This is a genomic window from Flagellimonas aquimarina (assembly GCF_003149745.1).
Lineage (GTDB): Bacteria > Bacteroidota > Bacteroidia > Flavobacteriales > Flavobacteriaceae > Flagellimonas > Flagellimonas aquimarina.
Genome location: NZ_QGEG01000001.1, coordinates 19,173 through 37,555 on the forward strand (window position 1 = coordinate 19,173; position 18,383 = coordinate 37,555).

General features: G+C 37.9%; 16 protein-coding genes. 1 reads left to right on the forward strand and 15 read right to left on the reverse strand.

The window, feature by feature from the left end; all coding sequences use genetic code 11:
* Nucleotides 1-9: 9 nt before the first annotated feature.
* The 10 genes from DKG77_RS00095 to cyoE all read right to left on the reverse strand — a co-directional run bounded on the left by DKG77_RS00095 (nucleotide 10) and on the right by cyoE (nucleotide 7,830).
* A complete protein-coding gene (locus DKG77_RS00095) occupies nucleotides 10-1,269 on the reverse strand; it encodes an ABC transporter permease (protein ID WP_109659013.1) in 1,260 nt (419 codons plus the stop codon).
* A gap of 29 nt (nucleotides 1,270-1,298) precedes the next feature.
* Entirely contained in the window at nucleotides 1,299-2,543 is a 1,245-nt protein-coding gene (locus DKG77_RS00100; protein ID WP_109659015.1) for an ABC transporter permease, read from the reverse strand.
* Between the two features lie 114 nt (nucleotides 2,544-2,657).
* Nucleotides 2,658-2,870 (reverse strand): hypothetical protein, encoded by a 213-nt coding sequence (locus tag DKG77_RS00105; protein ID WP_109659017.1) that lies wholly within the window; start codon nucleotides 2,868-2,870, stop codon nucleotides 2,658-2,660.
* Nucleotides 2,871-2,878: 8 nt separating this feature from the next.
* Nucleotides 2,879-3,415 (reverse strand): DUF420 domain-containing protein, encoded by a 537-nt coding sequence (locus DKG77_RS00110; RefSeq protein ID WP_109659019.1) that lies wholly within the window; start codon nucleotides 3,413-3,415, stop codon nucleotides 2,879-2,881.
* Complete coding sequence (locus DKG77_RS00115) at nucleotides 3,412-4,158, reverse strand: SCO family protein (RefSeq protein WP_109659021.1); 747 nt, start codon at nucleotides 4,156-4,158, stop codon at nucleotides 3,412-3,414. The genes DKG77_RS00110 and DKG77_RS00115 overlap by 4 nt, the downstream gene beginning before the upstream one ends.
* A complete protein-coding gene (locus DKG77_RS00120) occupies nucleotides 4,139-4,771 on the reverse strand; it encodes a hypothetical protein (RefSeq protein ID WP_109659023.1) in 633 nt (210 codons plus the stop codon). Before DKG77_RS00120 ends, DKG77_RS00115 begins: the two co-directional genes overlap by 20 nt.
* 66 nt (nucleotides 4,772-4,837) lie before the next feature.
* On the reverse strand, nucleotides 4,838-5,221 hold the full coding sequence (locus tag DKG77_RS00125) for a cytochrome C oxidase subunit IV family protein (RefSeq protein ID WP_109659025.1): 384 nt from the start codon (nucleotides 5,219-5,221) through the stop codon (nucleotides 4,838-4,840).
* A gap of 51 nt (nucleotides 5,222-5,272) precedes the next feature.
* Nucleotides 5,273-6,247, reverse strand: a complete 975-nt coding sequence (locus DKG77_RS00130; protein ID WP_109659027.1) for a cytochrome c oxidase subunit 3 — start codon at nucleotides 6,245-6,247, stop codon at nucleotides 5,273-5,275.
* A 92-nt stretch (nucleotides 6,248-6,339) separates the two neighbouring features.
* Nucleotides 6,340-6,921: a cytochrome c oxidase subunit 3 gene (locus DKG77_RS00135; RefSeq protein ID WP_109659029.1), complete on the reverse strand. Its 582-nt coding sequence runs from the start codon at nucleotides 6,919-6,921 to the stop codon at nucleotides 6,340-6,342.
* A 6-nt stretch (nucleotides 6,922-6,927) separates the two neighbouring features.
* Nucleotides 6,928-7,830 (reverse strand): heme o synthase, encoded by a 903-nt coding sequence (gene cyoE, locus DKG77_RS00140; RefSeq protein WP_109659031.1) that lies wholly within the window; start codon nucleotides 7,828-7,830, stop codon nucleotides 6,928-6,930.
* 123 nt (nucleotides 7,831-7,953) lie between these two features.
* Between cyoE and DKG77_RS00145 the strand changes: the two genes are divergently transcribed.
* Entirely contained in the window at nucleotides 7,954-8,847 is an 894-nt protein-coding gene (locus tag DKG77_RS00145; RefSeq protein ID WP_109659033.1) for an MBL fold metallo-hydrolase, read from the forward strand.
* 168 nt (nucleotides 8,848-9,015) lie between these two features.
* Here the strand turns inward: DKG77_RS00145 and DKG77_RS00150 are convergent, their stop codons facing one another.
* The 5 genes from DKG77_RS00150 to ruvA form a co-directional block, all read right to left on the reverse strand.
* Entirely contained in the window at nucleotides 9,016-9,720 is a 705-nt protein-coding gene (locus tag DKG77_RS00150; RefSeq protein WP_109659035.1) for an energy transducer TonB, read from the reverse strand.
* A 52-nt stretch (nucleotides 9,721-9,772) separates the two neighbouring features.
* The gene (locus DKG77_RS00155; protein ID WP_165819315.1) at nucleotides 9,773-10,174 is read right to left on the reverse strand and encodes a VanZ family protein; all 402 of its coding nucleotides are present in this window, start codon (nucleotides 10,172-10,174) and stop codon (nucleotides 9,773-9,775) included.
* Nucleotides 10,167-10,547 (reverse strand): glycine cleavage system protein GcvH, encoded by a 381-nt coding sequence (gene gcvH / locus DKG77_RS00160; protein WP_109659039.1) that lies wholly within the window; start codon nucleotides 10,545-10,547, stop codon nucleotides 10,167-10,169. Before gcvH ends, DKG77_RS00155 begins: the two co-directional genes overlap by 8 nt.
* A gap of 112 nt (nucleotides 10,548-10,659) precedes the next feature.
* Entirely contained in the window at nucleotides 10,660-17,796 is a 7,137-nt protein-coding gene (gene sov, locus DKG77_RS00165; RefSeq protein WP_109659041.1) for a T9SS outer membrane translocon Sov/SprA, read from the reverse strand.
* A gap of 5 nt (nucleotides 17,797-17,801) precedes the next feature.
* Nucleotides 17,802-18,383, reverse strand: coding sequence for a Holliday junction branch migration protein RuvA (gene ruvA, locus DKG77_RS00170; RefSeq protein WP_109659043.1), 582 nt, complete (start codon nucleotides 18,381-18,383; stop codon nucleotides 17,802-17,804).

An 18,383-nucleotide genomic window follows, 5' to 3' on the forward strand; every position in this document is an offset into this window, starting at 1 on the left:
CTTTATTTTTTACTCTGTTCTTAAGGCTTCAATAGGACGCACACGAATAGCACTTTGGGCAGGTATAAATCCTGCCAGCAAACCTGAAATCATTAATATCATCAGTGCTCCACTTACCACTCCTACACTTACACTTGGGTTAACGAACATATCTACTGGCCCTACACTATCCAATAGGGAATTGATTCCATAGATGACCAATGCACCAAAAATAATACCTGTCATTCCAGAGATGATGGTAAGGAAAATGGATTCCATCAATATTTGTTTCTTAATGGACATGGGTTGTTCCCCCAAAGCCCTCCGAATGCCAATTTCCTTTGTACGCTCCTTTACAACAATGAGCATGATGTTACTAACCCCAATAATTCCTGAAAGCAATACCATAATACCAACAAGATATGCTATGGCCTTTAGTCCAAAAAATAGACTCTCCACCCTATTAAACTGTTCATACAGGTCAAAATAACCTATTGCCCTATTATCTTCTGGATGCACCTTATGTCTTTTGCGCATTTCATCAACAATACTTTCCTTAAGCTGCGAAATAGAACTTCCGTCATGCGCTGTTATGGCCATCCAACCTACATCCTCTCCTCTATTAAAAGCTTGTGAAAAAGAAGTGAACGGCACAAAGATTTCTTTTTGTGCTTCTTCTCCATCACCATCATTGTTGTTTTTCTTATAGGTACCTATTACCATAAAATTAACTCCTTGAATCTTTATATAAGACCCCAGCACCTCTTCATCTTTTTCATAGAGCTCAGACTTAACCCCTTGACCAATGATGGCCACTTTTCTTTTCTCCTTAATATCATTATGGTTTAGAAAACGTCCAGAAGTGACTGTCATCGGATCCTGATTGATAATTTCTGGATAATCGCCATAAATATTATAAGCACCAACATGAATCCCCCTGGTCACATTTCCGCCGCCTCTAAAGCCTCCTAGTTGGTTTCTAGGGGATATAAACTTAAGGTTGGGCACATTGTCCCAAATTGCCTGAACATCGTTTACTTTGAATTCAAAACTTCTGCCTTTGGGTAGGCCTTCATACGCTTTTGTGGTACTTCGGGTCCACATAAACATGGTATTGGTGGCAATATCACCAAAATCTTTTCTTATACCGTTTTCAAAACCTTTTCCGGCCGCCAATAATACTATTAGAATAAAAATACCCCAGCAAACCCCAAATGCTGTTAATATGGTTCTCCCAACGTTGCTGGTGAGAACCTCCAAGATTTCTCTCCATCTATCTTTATTGAACATTGTTTTCTTTTCTGTTTTGGAAGAACATTTTATTCATCTCTTAAAGATTCTATTACCTGAACTTTGGCGGCTCTCCATGCTGGTACGAACCCAGCTAGGGTTCCTGCAAGAATAAGTACCATTACCGTGGAAAATGCAACATTGAAGTTGACCGAAGGATTGACTATGTAATCAATTTCAACATGTGGCCCAACTACTTCAAGTAAGGTCATACTAAAAATAAGCCCTGTAAAGCCTGAAATTGAGGTCACAAAAATAGATTCATGTAAAATCATGCCAACGATTGACCAAGGTTTAGCACCAAGCGCTTTTCTTATTCCAATTTCCCTTGTCCGTTCTTTAACTACAATAAGCATAATATTGCTTACCCCTACTACCCCTGCTATAATGGTACAGACACCAACAAACCAGAAAAAAAGTTTCATGTTGCCGGTTATGCCATAGTATCGCTTTGCTTCTTCCATTGCGCTCCAAACTCTTACACCAGAATCGTCTTGTGGCGCTACAATGTGTTCCTCTTTAAGGTAATCTCTTAAATTATCTTTGAAAGCTATTGCCTGTGCAACTGCCTCTTCAAAATTTTCAACTGGTGGAAGTGTATATGACAATGTATTAAGTTTGTCATCACCATTAAAAACCCGCTGCGCTGTTGTTATGGGAATATAGATTCTTTCTTCTTCTCTTTCGTTTTGCTCATTGAACACTCCTATTATGGTGAATCTGATTCCGGAAATATCAATTGATTCCCCCACAGGGGTCTCAACTTTACTGAAGACATCTTCTTTTATTTTTTTTCCTATGATCGCAACTTTCCCCAGTGAAACTTCATCCTTGTAATTTATAAAGCGTCCTTCTGCCGTGCTAAAACCTTCAATAAACTGAAATTCGGAAGAGACCCCTTGTATGCCATAGACCAAAGCCTCATTGCCATAGACTATATTCACGTTCCGCACAAAAACTCTTGGGGATTCATACTCAATTTTGTCTTTGAACAAACGACCTGCCATCTCATAGTCGTTATTCTTAAACCGGATTCTTCTCCCTGGGTTTAAACCCATATGTTCTTTTGCTGTAACTCCAGGCCATGCCCATACACTAGTGGTGGCATCTTGCTTGAATTCCTTTTCAATGCCATTCTGCATTCCCTGCCCAAAACCCAGTAAAATAACTAGTATAAAAATACCAGAGGCCACGGATAGCCCGGTAAGAAAAGTACGCAATTTGTTCTTTCGGATGGTGTCAAATATTTCTTGCCACCTTTCAATGTCGAACATAATGGTTGGTGTTTGATGATTGATGAAATACGCGAACGTACTTCTATATGACATCATCTACATCCAATTGTTACACTTCAACGTCAAAAAAAATGTTAAAATTTTAAAAATATCTTAATTACGCATCTTTTTGTAGATAAAATAAAAAAGTCCGGCAACCAAAACATAGGGAATGGCCATTAGGTAAACAATGCCATTGTTAATTCCCTCCGCAATTTTTCCATCTGCCTCGCTTTCCACAACAGCTCTGCACATAGCACATTGTGCATCCCCCGTGTACGGAAGTACTAGCAAAACAATGAGCAGTATGGAAAATCTAGCTTTCATATGGAACTTTAGTGTAGATAATATGGAGAAATCATTAAGTAGACAACAACACCTGTTATAGCAACATACAACCATACTGGAAAAGTGTATCTAGCCCATAACTTGTGGGCGTCATAATTTTCTAAATATGCTTTAGAATAAGTAATCAGCACCAAAGGAATGACAGAAATGGAAAGTAGAATATGGGTTATGAGAATAAAATAATAAATGTATCTTATCACTCCCTCCCCTCCAAATGAGGTGCTTTCTGAAGTCATGTGGTAAGCTACGTACATAACCAAGAACAATACCGAAAGCGCCACACAGGTGGTCATAAGTTTATAATGTAATCCGTATTTGCCCTTTTTAATTGCCACAATTGCCAAAACCAACAAGACAGCTGTAATTCCATTTATGGTTGCATAAATTGGTGGTAAAAAAGATAGTGGTTCAATATTAGGAATCTTATAGCTGAATAATATTAATACCTCCAAAGGGATAGCAATGGATATTATTGCAATCCAAATATTTAAACGCTTTTCCTTGGCAGAAATATTTTTTTTCATTCTTCTAATAATAATTTTTTAATATCCTCCTTTAACATTGTAATCTGCTGCGGTTCACCTTCAGCGCTCACGGCTTGTTTTTCTGTAATTGTTCCGCGGTAGTATATTAGTGGATTTCCATTTTCATCATCTCTAGAGCGGATGTATCCTTGCTTGTCAACTAATGCGAACATTCCTGAATGTTCAAAACCTCCAGGAGCATCTTCAACCTCATTTGCGACAATATAAAAACCTTCTTGGGCCAACCTATAAATCTCATCTCTATCACCGGTCATTAAATGCCAATCCATGTCAGTTATTCCATAACGTTGTGCATATTTTTTTAAAACCGTTGGGGCATCGTATCTCGGATTAATGGTAAAAGATGCAACTCCAAAATCCTCATAATCATTAAATGTGTTTTGAAGTTCTACCAAATTTTTTGTCATTATTGGACAAATGGTAGGGCATGTGGTAAAGAAAAACTCAACAACATAAACCTTCCCTAAATAATCTTTGTCTGAGATAAGTAAACTGTCTTGGTTTAAGAATGAAAAGGCAGGGACCTTTCTCTTTTGGCCATTATTAACTATAAATCCCACACTATTTTTAAGGGAACCAACACTCATTCGGTCTTTCTTAATTACAGAACCGCTCTTTAATTGATTTACGATTCTTGGGATAAAAATGATTCCAAATATTAGAATGATAAAGGATACCCAGATGTAAGTATATTTCTTTTTGCTATTTGCTCCTGTTGGCATTGTTTTTCTTTAAAGCTAGACGATATTCTGCAAGAATTATCTTAACATCGTCTTCCATTTTATTATTGAGTTCTGCAACGGAGGTTGTATTAAAGCCATATTTGATTTCTTCATCTTCGTCATCATTGCGCCCTCTAAGGTTTCTGTTTTTATCAACTATGAACACATAAGGTGTAGACAAATTTTCATCTAAGGACAAATTGGTCTTCAACCCATGGAAGAAGGTCTTTACCTCAGCTTCATTGCCATATGCAAAATTCCATTTTTCAACATTTGAAAGTGTTCCAAGTTCGTCCTTTAAGGATTTGACTTTATCCTCAGTTCCATCTAGAACAACCATTACAATTTGAAAATCTTTGAAATCCTTGAAGCGCTTATAAATTTTCTGATTCAGGTTAAAAGCATTTCCTTTTTTCTGCTCTATTTCACCCCCCATAAAGCCCAAAATAGTAATCTTATCATTCAGATTTACCGCATTATCAATCTGAGATACATTGGGAATATTCTCTGTAAGCACAGGCAACTTTCCAAAGTTATTGACACCAGAAGCAAAGAACAAATAGGCCACTAGAGGGAATATGAACAAAACAACTAAAACAAAGGCCTTTTTCATTTTAATTTTATAGTACAAAAATAAAAGACGGTCAAGAAACCGTCTTTTATCACTGTTAATACTTTCTTAGAAGTTCCAAGCTAGGAAGCCTTCTTTAAATACGTTATAAATGTAATCTGCTTCAAACAGCAATATGAATATCAAATAACAAACCAAGAAAATTGGAGTCCACACAATAGCTCTTCTCAAAGCACTTTTTTCATCTCTTAGGTGCATAAAGTCCCAAGCAATGTAATAAGCTTTAACTAAAGTAAGGATGATGAAAATCCAGTTAAGGAGTTTCATTCCCAAAAAGTAGTTTTTGGTCAAGAATTCTGGCTTTGTAATACCCAGACCAACTTCTACCGCTGTTACTATAGTTAGAAAAATAAGTACACCCCAAATCTTTTGGATGTTTGACTTGAATTTTACCAGTCCTCTAAAAATTTCCAGTTTATGCTCGTGTGCCATTTAAAAAGTTTATGTCTTGACCTCCATTTTTATGGAAGTGAAAATTAAATTTTATACCAAATAAAAGAATGTAAATACAAATACCCATACTAAATCCACAAAGTGCCAGTACAGACCAACTTTCTCTACCATCTCATAGTGTCCTCTTTTTTCATAAGTGCCTAAAATCACATTAAAAAATATGATGATATTGATCAGTACACCTGAAAATACGTGAAAGCCGTGAAAACCAGTAATGAAAAAGAAAAAGTCTGCAAACAGTCTACTTCCATATTCATTATGGATAAGGTTTGCCCCTTCCACTACTTGTGTGGCATTTTTGAGCTTGGCCAAGGACTCTTGACGAGTCAATAACGTTTTTTCCCCTTCTTCGTTAATGGTCTCTGTACGAATCAAAATGTTCGGGCTTGCCTTAAAACCTTCAATTACTTCATTAAGAGAAAAGGATGTTGTATAACCATCTGCTTGATACCAAATCCCAGCATTTTTCTCATGTTTTATCCTATCTTCTGGCAATTCCGTTGAGAAATCCCGTAATGCAGCACGTTCGCCCGTTTCTGCATTTACAAACTGAAGTATTCTACCTCCTTTGGTTTCTAGAGCTCCGTAATCTCCTTTTATAAAGGTTGCCCATTCCCAAGCTTGTGAGCCCACGAAAATTGCTCCCCCAATAATTGTAAGGAACATATAAAAGATAACCTTCTTTTGCAGCATTTTATGCCCTGCATCCACAGCAAGCACCATGGTCACCGAGGACATAATCAAAATAAACGTCATAAACGCCACATAATACATAGGGAAATTGCCATGAAAGAAAGGTACGTGGGTAAAAACCTCATCGGCAATAGGCCATGTTTCTATAAACTTAAACCTAGAAAAGCCGTAAGAAACCAAGAAACCAGAAAAGGTCAAGGCATCTGAGACAATAAAAAACCACATCATCATTTTTCCATAACTAGCATTTAGCGGACGATTTCCGCCTCCCCAAACGCTATCTTCTGTACCGGTTGTTACCGTTGTATCCATAAAAAAGGTCGTTTTAATAAAACTTTCACAAATTTACATTTTTTGGCGTATTCAAAAAGATAAAGTTGAATGAAAACTATTTCTCTTAATATTTATTTTACGAAATACATGAATAGTATCAAATACACCCAAAGAAAATCTAAAAAATGCCAAAATGTGGCACCTAACTCCATTCCCAACATATTATTGGGCATATACTTTCCTCTTAACTGTTGTGCCAAAACCACGAGCAACGAGATTAACCCTGCAACCACATGGACTATATGAACTGCAGCGATTAAAAAAACATAGGACATTTTAATGCTGCTGGTAGGTCCCGTAAAATAATATCCATTTTCCAACATTTGGGAAAACCCTACAAATTGCAGCACAATAAAAGAGATTCCCAGTGCCAGCGTTATCAATAAAAATATAGTTCCTTGTTTTTGATTGTTTTTCCCCACCGCCAACTTGGCCAATAGATAAGTTAGACTGCTTAGGATAATTATGGCGGTACTTATAAAAAAAGCTTGGGGCAGTTCCAGATCACTGATCCAATCATCTCTTTTACTACTTACAATGTATGCACTGGTCCAACCTGCAAAACCCATGATCAGACTCACAATACCAAACCAGAGCATCATCTTCTTTGCACGCCTTTTTTTCTCCTCTATACTCCCTTGGGTCAAATCCATATTCTTCTAATTAACAAACTTATCAATAACATAAACCACCTGAATCAGCGAAATATAAGTTACACTGGCCAGCATTAATCTTCTTGCAGAAACATTATCTCTTTTCTCATAGAGCTTAAAAGCAAAAAACAACATCACCAAACCGGATAGCAATACAATAACAGCTGCTGGTATGGACAAATGCAACCTTCCCGTAAAACCAAAAGCGGGCATTATGGAGATTACAATCATCCAAATGGTGTACAATATAATCTGCAATGCCGTTCCTGCATCCTTTTTTCCTGTAGGCAGCATTTTAAAGCCCCCTCGTTTATAATCTTCATCCAACATCCAACCCAAAGCCCAAAAATGAGGAAATTGCCAAAAAAACTGAATCATGAACAAAGTTCCCGGCTCAATCCCAAAATCATCTGTTGCCGCCACCCAACCCAACATAAAGGGGATAGCCCCTGGAAAGGCACCAACAAAAACCGAAAGTGGTGTTTTTGTTTTTAGTGGAGTATATACACTGGTATAAAGAAATATTGATATGGCCCCAAACATGGCCGTTTTAGGACTTAACAAGTACAACGCAACAACACCAAGGATGGTTAAAGCTATGGCAACCACCATCGCAGTATTGACAGACATGCGGCCAGATGGAATAGGTCGATTTTTAGTGCGGTTCATCAACGCATCCAAATCTTTTTCAATAACCTGATTGTATGCATTGGAAGCTCCAACCATACAATAACCGCCAAACGCCAACAAAAGCAGTGAAATCCATTCTATTTGATAAGCTCCTAAAAAATACCCAGCTAAAGATGAAAAAACCACACTGATAGCCAGTTTGGCTTTAGTGATTTCCTTAAAATCGGTAAAAATCAAGGACCAGGACGTACTTTTTACGGAACCTACGGCAGTCTTCATCCACATTTTGTATTGGCTGGCAAAGATAACGTCAGCATACATCTTTTCCAACCTATTGACTGTCTTTATGTTATTTTTGAAGCATCATTGCGTCTTATTTAAAGCTAATTCAAAATAATAACCATGAACCGAAGCCTATTTTTGCCTTTCTTATTTCTTTTTACACTTTTAGTGCAATCTCAAGACCAAGAGGTTTCCATCACAGTAGACACCCTAAGCAAAAAAGTATATATGCTTACTGGGAGGGGAGGCAATATTGGAATTTACGTTGGGAACGATAAAGTATTTATGGTAGATGATCAATTTGCCCCCCTTAGCAAAAAAATCAAAGCTACCATCGCCACTCTAACAGACAAACCCATCACCTATTTGGTAAATACCCATATGCATGGTGATCATACTGGTGGGAACGTGAATTTTAATATAAAAGTCACAACTTTGGTGGCCCAAGATAATGTTCGAAAGCGATTGCAAGACAAAGGACAGCAAAACTTGGTGGCTAAAAAGATAAGCCGGGAAGATTATGAAAAAAACCTTCCAGAAATTACGTTCTCTGAGGACCTTACCTTTTATGATGGGGATGAGACCATTATGGCTTTTCATGTACATAACGCCCATACCGATGGGGACGCCATGATCTATTTTGTAAACGAAAATGTACTGCACATGGGCGATACATACTTTTCTGGACGCTACCCATATATAGATTTAAAAAGTGGTGGAAGTATTGATGGTTATATTGCAGCTCATAGAAAGGCACTTCTTGTCATTGATGAAAACACCAAAATAATTCCCGGTCACGGGAGGCCATCCAATAAAGCTGAGTTGGAAGTGTATGTGACCATGCTTGAAGATATTAGAGGAATTATTCAAAAAGAACTCACTGCCGGAAAATCTTTGGAAGTTGTAAAAACCAATACTGCCTTATTGTCCAAATACGATTCCACACATGGTAATGGTTACATTAATGGCGAAAAGATGCGGGAGACAGTTTATACAAGTTTGAGTTCTAATTAAGCACTTGTTGTTTGATGACAGTATCTTGCTCTGCTTAAATTTCCAATCACAATACCAACTCTAAGCAAAATCTGAGACTCGGTAAATGATGATGTTATAAAAACAAAAAAAGCCCTAACGTTTCCGCTAGGGCTTTTTCTATTCCCACCTCGATAGGAATATAATATTTTATTGAAGCTTAAATGTAATTGGAATACTAAAAGGAACTTTTACAGCTCTACCTCTCTGCTTTCCAGGTGTCATTTTAGGAAGCTTGTTGATAATACGTAACGCTTCTTTCTCTAAATTTTTGTCTGGTCCACGCATTCTAATATTACCGATACTACCGTCTTTTTGGATAACGAAAATAACGTTCACCCTTCCTTGAACACCCATTTCTTGAGCAATCTCTGGATAACGGAAGTTTTTACGGATATGCTTTTGCATCATATCCTGAAAACATTGTTTTTTATTGCTTGCACCTTCACAACCTGGGAAAACAGGCACATCTTCAATTACAGCAAAAGGAACCGAAATATCTTCATCAATTTCCTCAACTTCAACCTCTTCAACTTCCATTACTTCCTCTTCCTGACTGGTCTCTGTTGATTCGATTACGGTTTCTTCAACTTCTTCTTCATCTTCAACAACCTCTATGATTTCTGGTGCAGCTGGTGGTGGTGGTGGTGGTGGAGTTTTAATCTGCTCCGTCATTGGCACCTCTTCATCCAACTGATCTTCAATATTCATTGAAATATCGTATTCATTGGATTTATCATATTTTTTCCACTCCATGGCTCCATAAACCAACCCCAAAACAGCGGCCAACCCTATTACAAAATAGAGCGAACTGTTTTTTCCTACGTCTGCTTTTGGATTCTTTTTTAGTTCCATCGTTTTAATTTTAGTGTTTGCTAATTTAATTATTAATTGGTTAAATAAGCAATTAAATTTTCCATTTTAACGGCCTTTCTTTAGAAAAATACCATTTAATTAAGCCAACTCCTACAAACGCTCCTAATGTATTGGCCAAAATATCACCAAATTCAGCCATACGATTTGCAGTAATCATGTATTGTAACACCTCAATAAATATGCCATATAAAATGGCAGAAAACAACATTATTACAAGAGCTTTACCAAGATTGGTCTCACCTTGTGTTCGTTCTCTTATAAACATACAACCCAAAACGGCAAAAATTAAATAAAATGAAAAATGCGTGATTTTATCCGCATAAGGAATATTTATTGTGCCTGTATCCAATCCAGAAAAAGAAAATAAGCTGAGCATTGTAATAAACAATACCCAGCTTATAAACAATAAGGTGAACATATGCTTTTTAAGCACCAATCAATGCTTTATAATCTTCATCACTCATTAAAGTGTCAACTTCAGAAGTGTCACTTACCTTTATTTTTATCATCCAGCCTTCCCCATATGGATCGGTATTTACCTTTTCTGGCTCATCTTCCAAGGCTTCATTAAATTCCACAATCTCACCACTAAGAGGTAAAAACAGGTCAGAAACCGTCTTTACTGCTTCCACCGTACCAAAAACCTCATCTTTTTCTAAAGTTTCATCCAAGGTTTCAACTTCTACATAAACTATATCACCTAACTCTCCTTGGGCGAAGTCCGTAATGCCCACTGTTGCGATATCCCCATCAATTTTAATCCATTCGTGATCCTTAGTGTACTTCAATTCTGCTGGTATGTTCATTGTTTAATTTGTATTAGTCAGGTCACAAATGTAAAGGATCGGTAACTGCTTTTCAAGTAAACTTGAAAACAAAATCTGTGTATTTACAAAATGATCTTTTGATAAGGAAAGGTTAGTTCCCGAAGTTATATCTAAGCGTAAACCCTGTATTAATGGTGGTTTGGGGAAATGCGGTGGATACCGCAAATTGTGAAAATGAATGATCATAAAAGAACAATGCATTCAAACTCTTGCTCAAGGCGTAGTCCGCCGTGAATTTGATGGACATCAATTGTTGGCCTGATGTAATCTGATTGTTATCTATGTCCAAGTTTCGGATTATAGTAATATTGTCTCTAAGGGATAAATCAGCTTTAAGGTTTAGGTCACCTTTCAGTCTTGTTTTTTCACCGCCAATATTGGTGACGAATTTTACATCTTTAAAACGGTAACCCAATCCCAAAGTATATTCCTTTCCATTAATTTCTGTAAGCAGATTATTATCAAAACTTAAGGATAATGTTCTATCCGTTCTCACCTCAGCAAGAAAGCTAAAGGAATTCTTCATCTCAAAATCAACTCGCATTAATGGATTGAACTGATCGGTAAGCACAACATTATTTATAATGTTCTCTGGAAGAAAGTCACCTGTTTCAGGATCGGTTGTTGTATTCTCCCGCTCTAAATTGGTTTGAAAAGAGTTGATGCTATATGCAGCACGATAACCATGACTCAATGAGAAACGTTTGAATTTCTTTTTGAACCATCTGTTTTTCATCAAACCTGTATACTTGATATTCCAGTTAGGAATTGGTATTTCTCGGAAAGCATCAAGGTTAACACGATTTACATCCTGCCCTGTATAAGCTGCAAAAAAGGCTGGCAGCAATACTTCTTGCTGTGTTTTCCCGTAACGTTCTGGGAATCCGTCCGCGTCCAAGGTGCCTGGGTTTTGTCCTCTATCGGAAACCAATCTGTTGGCAATCGTAATTCTGTTCTCTTTGAATTTATCAAAGGTCTCGGAATCGAATTCATCACTTTTGTTGAAAACGGTTCCAATCATTATTGTGGATATGCTAAAGTTTCCGAAAGTGTTTCCTAATAAATTTTCATATTCAAACTGTCCGCTTCCTAAATCGTTTACTTGAAAATTCTCTTGATAGCTGTTGGATAATTGTCTGTCCGCAGTAAAATCTATGGTCAAGTCCTGTGTTGGTTGTGCTGTAGCCGTTATGTTCAATTGTTTGTTCGAATTCTGCATGTATTGGGAATTGAACTCTGTGAATGTTGTTAACCAACCATTTCTTGCTGCTTCAAAACGAACATCTGCCTGACTTCCAAAAACAAACCCCAATGTAGGTCTGGTAGTTCCTATAAAGCCAATAGATTGTGTATAGCCCGGAAGCACTTTACCACTATTTTCGCTATAGTTTACATTGACCCGTTTTACCATGGTCACAATATCGACCAAAGTATTAAAAGCCTTGCTTGTCTTCTTAGGTGGCTTTTCATCTTCAGATGCTGGGTTACCTGCCTTATCGCGTCTTATCCTTGATTGAGTTGCAGTCACTTTTCCATCTTTCTTTTTAAGTCCAAGAAAGTCATAAAAACGCTGCATGGTCAAATTAGCGGTTAGATTATGTGTGTTGGCATTTTGAATCGTATTAATTTGCTCTCCAGGGTTTTCTAGTTGCACAACCTCATTCAGCGCATCTCCCCCTCTTTGCCAGTCAAAATTACTTGTGTAGGTATACTGGGCATTGATAAAATTTAAAAATGGGAACTTGCTAAACGGCAATTCGTAGTTCAACTGCATTTGTTGGGAATGCCTGTTGGGTTCACCAATATCAAAAAATCCGTCCCATAAATCCAATGCTTGATTAATTCCAGAGTCAGAATCATCATCCACATTAAAGTAATTACGCACAATATTGTTATTGGATGCCGTCAGATTCAATCGCAACGATTTTGAAATACTATAGTTTAATGCATATTGCCAGTTAAAAAGATAATTACGCTGTTGAAGCAATGGCAATTCCAAAGCATCTACCCCAGGTTCCAACACATCTCTAAATCGCTGTTGGTTAAATGAACGGTTATAGTTGGCGTTTACCGAAAGACTGGTAGGCAATAAATTAAAGTTAAGCTCTTTTAGCCATTGCCAGTATTTACTCATAAACAATGAATCTTTTTTAACAAATGGCGCTACCGGAGCAGGTTTAAAATTATGGTTGTAAACAAAACCCGTGGTTACATTTTGGTCGCGTAAATCCGCTACTTCAAAATCTCTGTGATTGGTTTCGTTATATGAATAATTAAATGTGAAGTTTTCAATATCAAAAAAGTTCTCCTCGGCCTCATCACTTCTATTTTTACGAACACCAATAAGGTTGATACTCGTCCTTTTCGTGTAATCTTCAGCTTGTTTTTGAATGGTTTCCGCATCTTCGGGCGTTGTTGCGGCCGCAATACGGTCGTCCAACTTTAAATCATCATAAACAGGGTCAAATTCTGGCGTAATCAAACTTTCTGAAATACCGTAGTTGAACGGAAGCTGAAGTCCCCATTTTTTTGGAAACAACTGGCCCACATTTACGTTGGTAACCACGTCATAAGAAATTGCATCTTCTCTTGAACGCTCGTTTGGCATTTGGTCAATAGAGCCAAAACCAGAAGTACTTCTACTTCCTGTTGCGGTAACATTTGCAAAATCTGCCATGTTTGCATCCAAAGCGGCAATTGCTGCCCATCCTCCATTGTTATCCAAGCCCGCCAAACGCAGCTCATTAAACCAAACTTCTCCCCTTGCTGGTAAGTCATCTATATTTTTAACACCCACCATCATTCCACGAATGCTTCCCAATGATGGATTACCGCGGATTCCAATGCGCAATCTCCCCAGTGTTCTTGGTGCAAATTCATCTACCAAAACAGCTTCTCCATCTACAATTTCGTAGTAGTTTATATCATTTAGCGTCTGCTCTGCAATCCCTCTGGATTTTACTTTGTTCAAATCACTTAGATCAATATCTATCTCATTTACATCTGGCCAAATTTCATCTGGGGATGTTACATTGAAGGATGTAAACTGAAGTGGCAATTCTATTTGATAAAAGTTCTCTGAGAAATCCGTCCCTATTCGAAGGAAACCAACCAAGGGCGTGTCATCATCCGAGTAATCCCCATTTAATATCTTTTCTGCGTGCATGAACATTTTAATACGTTCGTATTGCCTCACATCGATATTTACATTTTTGAAAACACCCCTTGAATCTTCAGATTCTAGATTTTCCACTACAAAAGACAATGATTGCTCATTCTGTCTTATAATGGTGTTATTGTTGTTCAATTGCTCTCTTACCACGCCAGGGGGCAACACGTATGGTATGGGCTGTCTACCAAAATTCTCTTCTATATTAACCGTATTAACATCTGTTACCGTTCCATCATCAGAAGGGTCATTATCAATATCTGGTTGCAAAGAATTGGTATAGGTTCTCCAGTCTCCACGAACAAGGTCCAGAGTAGCAAAACGCAGGGCTATATCACCTGTAAACCCAGTAAGATACATTCGCATGAAACTTATGGAACGAAAATCTGTTATTCCTCCAACGGCATCTGTAAAGTCGCTTAATGGAATTTTATATTGTATCCATCTTCTGTTCAATTGGGTACCGTTAGGAAGATCTGGGGTAAGTCCCTCCCTAATATCCGTTACATATTGATCATCGATGGTTGTATTGGGTCCAATTTGAATACGATATTCATAATAGCTGTTAACCGTGTTCATGGTTAAATCCCTATCAATATCTTCTACATCTGGAAGAGTTGTTGACCCTCTATTGGTATTGCTTACTGCTACTGGTGAGTTACCATCTGTATTATTGAAGTCTAAATAGCGCTCTAAAATACCACCTTCTCTATTTAGATAATATTGATAGTTATCCAAAGCGGGGTCTTCACTGGGCCCATTATAAATGCCTTGCTCTTCGGCATCATCCAAACCGTCCAGTCCAATATCTTGCAACACCCTATTTGCTTCATCTGCATCAAAAGCATAAACCAAAGATTGTGTTGATGGCACTTCTCCCCAAATAGTGGTTCTAGGAATTTCAGTGTTGGTACTTGCAGGCAATCCATTTTCATACTGCTTTCTTCCATCCCTCAAAATGTCTTCGGAGATGTTTCCTAAATTCAATACCAATTCACCAGCGTTCGCATTGTTCGTCTCACCATCCACATAGGGGTCTAAAACCCAAAATTGAACAAATTCAACATTGGATTGTTCAAAGTTAGTGCTGCTTAACGGACGCATAATACCCGCCCATTTGTCGTCTGGTGTCTCAGTTTCAAAGCTTGGATTAGCGTTATAGGGTCCTTTTTCGTTAGGGTAATACACCAAATCCAAAGTACCCTGCACCTGAGTTTGACCTTGTGCAATATCTGTCTCGGCAAAAACCTCATCGATAAAAACCCTACGTGTTGAGTTTAACGAAATATCATTATCTGACATTCCTGAAGGCCTTTGGTTGGTATAGAAAATTGGGTCAATCGTATACCAAGCCATTTTTGCCCTTTCAAAGCCTACTCCAATATCTGTTCGATCTTCTAAAAACTCTACAGGTGGGCTCGCCAAGGTCCATCCTAAGGACGAACGAATATCAATCAAGGCCTGCGCACCTTCAAAATCATCTAAATACGTTGTGGTTTCTCCTTGGAAATCTGCATTCTTTGGAGAATTGGGTTTTAAGAACGCAATTTCTCCCCTTACCGATAAATTGGAGGGAACATCTGTATCTATGTTCGGTAATTTGTTTGCTAGTCTTGTTAAAAATGGTATCTCGGTACTAAAGTTCCCGTTCAATCCAAAAATGGTATTGTTAACCGGTTCAACACCAAAATTCGATTTTTGTGTTAATGGTCTTTCGTTCAAATTCAAAAGCGTACCTCCCAACACAAAATTCTCATTGAATTTATGTTCCACGTTTATTCCTGTAAATCGTCTAGTCTGTTGGCCAAAAACCGCATTATTCTCAACTGAAATATTTATTGGAGTATTCGAAGCTGCCAAACTAGGGTCTAAAATCTGAACAGTACCTGCTTGGTAATTTACAGTATAATCTATTCCTTCTTGCAATTGACGACCACCTGCAGTTACCCTAACTGAACCTCTAGGCACGTTAAATGCTCCTATTGGTATTCCATTGTTTCCTTGTGATTTATAACGTCCTTTAAGTTGAAAACGGTTCTTCTCCGCGTCTTGCAAAGAAGCCGCTTTAGTCTTTGCATACATATTGCGGAATACATAACGCTGCTGATTGACGTTATAACCTTGGTCGTTTTCCACATCATAGGTTCCGCCACCCAATTCTTCAAAAAGAAACTCTCCAAAGGGCTCTACCTTAGTGAAAATAATACGTCCGGATTGGGTATCTACGGTAATTCCAGGCACGTAATCAAAGAAACCGTCTCCACCGGGCTGCACATCATTGTACACATTCAATCTATCTAGGTTGAAAATGTCTATAAGAATACGTTCTTCGTAACCCGCTGGCCAACCCACATTTGGATCTACCGGTGTTATGTAGTTTCTTGGTGTAGGGTCAGAATATAGAATATTTAGCTTAAAATCTTCTTCACTCAATTGAAAAGCTCCCGTGGCATAGATGTTCTTCATCATCAAATCCCAAATTGGATCATCCACATTGGTAATATTACTTTTAAGCAATTTTAGAATAAGGGTGTTGTTTTCTATAATTGGGTTTACCCCTCCTGAAACCGTTGTGGCATCCACTCCTCCGTTGGCAAATTCTCCTACTTGGAACACTTCGCCATTAATGGTGTACTGAAAAGCCACACCCAATACTTCATCATTACTAAGACGCTGGTTTAAGGAAATGTACCCTAATTGTGTATCAAACTGATAATCTCTTCCTTGTTCAAGTTTTCTGGCATTTTCCAATATAGCATAATCAAAACCTTGATTTGCTTCAACATTAAACCCTGTCTCCACTGTTGCTATATCTCTAATTGCAGTTGTTAATTGCCCCCCATTTCCAATTAACGCAGGATCAAAATCATTTGCACCATTTTGTGGTAAAGCTCCAGGTTGCAGAACATTAAAGAATCCTCCCGGTGCATTACCTTCTTTACCAATCCTAGTAATTTCTCTTCCGTCCACTCCCAATTCAACTTCCCCTAAATCCTGGATTGCAACCACATTCCTAACATTTAATGTCTGTTGGTTACGGTTGGTCACCCAGACTTCCAATCTGGTAATCTGGACCTGACTTTGAATAAAAGGGTAGTTTGTTAATGCGCGATCGTAATTATCCCTAAAGTATTGCGCTAAGAAAAAGTGCTTGTCTTCATCATAATCCAAGGCAGTCAAGGCAAATTCGTTTACCGTACCACCTCCTTGGGCAACTACGGTGTTGTTCTGTGAACGCTGTTCCGAAAATACTGCAGTAACAGTGGTTTTTCCAAATTGTAATTGGGTTTTAACCCCAAAAAGGCTTTGCGCACCTGTTATCAAAGAACTGTTCAGGGGCATATTTACATTACCAATTTCTATCTTACGTAGAATATCATCTTCAGTTGGAGTGTAATCTATTTTTACCAAGTTCTGAAAATCAAAAGTAGCTTCTGTATCGTAGTTGGCGGTTACTTGAAGACGTTCTCCCACTTTTCCCAAAAGACTTAAGCTTATTCTTTGATCAAAATCAAAAGAAAGATTGGTCCGGTTCCTAGGGGAAAGCGCAGGATTATCATTTTTTTGCCACAGGACTCCCAAGTCCATGGCCACAGAACCTTGCGGTATTACTTCAATTGTATTTCCCCCAAAAATTGATTCAAAGAAACTACTGTTCACATAAAAATTTGGCAACAAATTCTTTCTGGCTTCTTGACTTCCTTCTTTTTTTCCTGTGAAGGCATCTATTTTTTCTTGAAAGTAAGTCTTCATCCGTTCTTTTCGAACGAGCTCAAAATATTGATCCGGAGTGAGAATTATGGGGTAGCTTATATCAAAATCACCTACACTTTCTGTGTAGATATACCGATCTAGTTTGGGGTCGTAAGAATATTTAGCAATAATGCTATCTGGATTTTCCAATATCAACCGGCCAAGTGCAACTCCGGTTTTTACCGAATCCTGAACTTGCTCATTGGTCTCCTGGCCCTTTAGGTTGGTGGCTATCAGAAAACATATAAAAAAGAAAAAATGCTTAAATCTTGAAGATTTAAGTATTGGTATTGCCCCTCTTTTCAAACTAGTTACAAATTTTTCAGCGCTAATTTTATAATGTCCTCAACGCTAAGTGTAGGATCTTTGGTTAACACTTTGTCAACAACCTTTTCAGATTGTCTTCTGACAAAACCAAGAACCTCTAAAGCAGATAACGCTTCTTCTTTGCTTGTATTGTTTGATTGTAAGGAAACTTCGCCCATATCATAGACTTTTAAAATCTTATCCTTCAGGTCCAGGATTACACGTTGGGCGGTCTTAGCTCCTATACCCTTGATTGACTGTATGGAAGGCACATCTCCGTTGGCTATGGCATCCCTTACCTGGATTGGTGTTAGTGAGGATAACATAGTCCTAGCAGTGCTTGATCCTATACCTGAAACAGAGATCAACAATCTAAAGATTTCCCGTTCAGATTTTTCAACAAAACCAAACAGGGTGTGTGAATCTTCTTTAACCTGTAAATGGGTAAAAAGACGAATGCTCTCTTCATCATTCAGTTGCGAAAAAGTGTGAAGAGAAATGTTCAAAAAGTATCCAACACCTCCGCATTCAATAATTACATACGTTGGATTTTTTTCAACCAATTTTCCTTTTAAGTGGGTAATCAT

Bases quoted from the DNA above. Each gene is read 5' to 3' on its own strand.
- DKG77_RS00130 (WP_109659027.1), bottom strand. From the start codon at position 6,247: ATGGATACAACGGTAACAACCGGTACAGAAGATAGCGTTTGGGGAGGC.
- DKG77_RS00135 (WP_109659029.1), bottom strand. From the start codon at position 6,921: ATGGATTTGACCCAAGGGAGTATAGAGGAGAAAAAAAGGCGTGCAAAG.
- DKG77_RS00095 (WP_109659013.1), bottom strand. From the start codon at position 1,269: ATGTTCAATAAAGATAGATGGAGAGAAATCTTGGAGGTTCTCACCAGC.
- DKG77_RS00100 (WP_109659015.1), bottom strand. From the start codon at position 2,543: ATGTTCGACATTGAAAGGTGGCAAGAAATATTTGACACCATCCGAAAG.
- DKG77_RS00145 (WP_109659033.1), top strand. From the start codon at position 7,954: ATGAACCGAAGCCTATTTTTGCCTTTCTTATTTCTTTTTACACTTTTA.
- cyoE (WP_109659031.1), bottom strand. From the start codon at position 7,830: ATGAAGACTGCCGTAGGTTCCGTAAAAAGTACGTCCTGGTCCTTGATT.
- DKG77_RS00125 (WP_109659025.1), bottom strand. From the start codon at position 5,221: ATGGCACACGAGCATAAACTGGAAATTTTTAGAGGACTGGTAAAATTC.
- DKG77_RS00115 (WP_109659021.1), bottom strand. From the start codon at position 4,158: ATGCCAACAGGAGCAAATAGCAAAAAGAAATATACTTACATCTGGGTA.
- DKG77_RS00105 (WP_109659017.1), bottom strand. From the start codon at position 2,870: ATGAAAGCTAGATTTTCCATACTGCTCATTGTTTTGCTAGTACTTCCG.
- DKG77_RS00150 (WP_109659035.1), bottom strand. From the start codon at position 9,720: ATGGAACTAAAAAAGAATCCAAAAGCAGACGTAGGAAAAAACAGTTCG.
- ruvA (WP_109659043.1), bottom strand. From the start codon at position 18,383: ATGATTACCCACTTAAAAGGAAAATTGGTTGAAAAAAATCCAACGTAT.
- DKG77_RS00120 (WP_109659023.1), bottom strand. From the start codon at position 4,771: ATGAAAAAGGCCTTTGTTTTAGTTGTTTTGTTCATATTCCCTCTAGTG.
- DKG77_RS00110 (WP_109659019.1), bottom strand. From the start codon at position 3,415: ATGAAAAAAAATATTTCTGCCAAGGAAAAGCGTTTAAATATTTGGATT.
- gcvH (WP_109659039.1), bottom strand. From the start codon at position 10,547: ATGAACATACCAGCAGAATTGAAGTACACTAAGGATCACGAATGGATT.